Source organism: Streptomyces sp. EDA2-14 (genome assembly GCF_054963755.1).
In genome coordinates, this window is record NZ_JBUEGE010000048.1 from 1 (window position 1) to 1,126 (window position 1,126).

1 protein-coding gene is annotated in these 1,126 nt (G+C 67.8%); it reads right to left on the minus strand.

The features are described from left to right. A partial coding sequence (locus ACY34M_RS41840) for a dihydropteroate synthase (protein ID WP_462723967.1) occupies positions 1-1,126 on the minus strand: 1,126 nt, incomplete at both ends.

Here is a 1,126-nt window from a genome sequence, read left to right on the forward strand (position 1 = left end):
CGAGACGGGCTGCTTGATGCCCAGGTTGACCACGTTGTAGCCGTTGTTGGACAGGATGATGTCGACGAGGTTCTTGCCGATGTCGTGGACGTCGCCGCGCACGGTGGCCAGCACGATGGTGCCCTTGCCCTCCGAGTCCGACTTCTCCATGTGCGGCTCCAGGTAGGCCACCGCGTTCTTCATCACCTCGGCGGACTGCAGCACGAACGGCAGCTGCATCTGGCCGGAGCCGAACAGCTCACCGACGACCTTCATGCCCTCCAGGAGCGTGTCGTTGACGATGTCGAGGGCGGGCCGGTCCGCCAGCGCGGCGTCGAGGTCGGCCTCCAGGCCGTTCTTCTCGCCGTCGATGATGCGCCGCTGGAGGCGCTCGTCCAGCGGGAGGGCGAGGAGCTCCTCGGCCTTGCCGGCCTTCATCGACTTGGTGGAGACGCCCTCGAAGAGCTCCATGAGCTTCTGGAGCGGGTCGTAGCCCTCGGCGCGACGGTCGTAGATGAGGTCGAGGGCGGTCTTGACCTGCTCGTCGTCGAAGCGCGCGATCGGCAGGATCTTGGAGGCGTGCACGATCGCCGAGTCCAGGCCCGCCTTCACGCACTCGTCGAGGAAGACCGAGTTGAGCAGCACGCGGGCGGCCGGGTTGAGGCCGAAGGAGATGTTGGAGAGGCCGAGCGTGGTCTGTACGTCCGGGTGGCGGCGCTTGAGCTCGCGGATCGCCTCGATGGTGGCCACGCCGTCGCCCCGGGACTCTTCCTGACCGGTGCAGATGGTGAAGGTCAGGGTGTCGATGAGGATGTCCGACTCGTGGATGCCCCAGTTCCCGGTGAGGTCCTCGATGAGCCGTTCGGCGATGGCGACCTTGTGCTCGGGGGTGCGGGCCTGGCCCTCCTCGTCGATCGTCAGCGCGATCAGCGCCGCGCCGTGCTCCCGCGCCAGCGCGGTCACCTTCGCGAAACGGGACTCGGGGCCGTCCCCGTCCTCGTAGTTCACGGAGTTGATGACCGCGCGCCCGCCGAGCTTCTCCAGACCGGCCTGGATGACGTCGACCTCGGTCGAGTCCAGGACGATGGGCAGCGTGGAGGCGGTGGCGAACCGGCCCGCCAGCTCCTGCATGTCGACGACGCCGTCG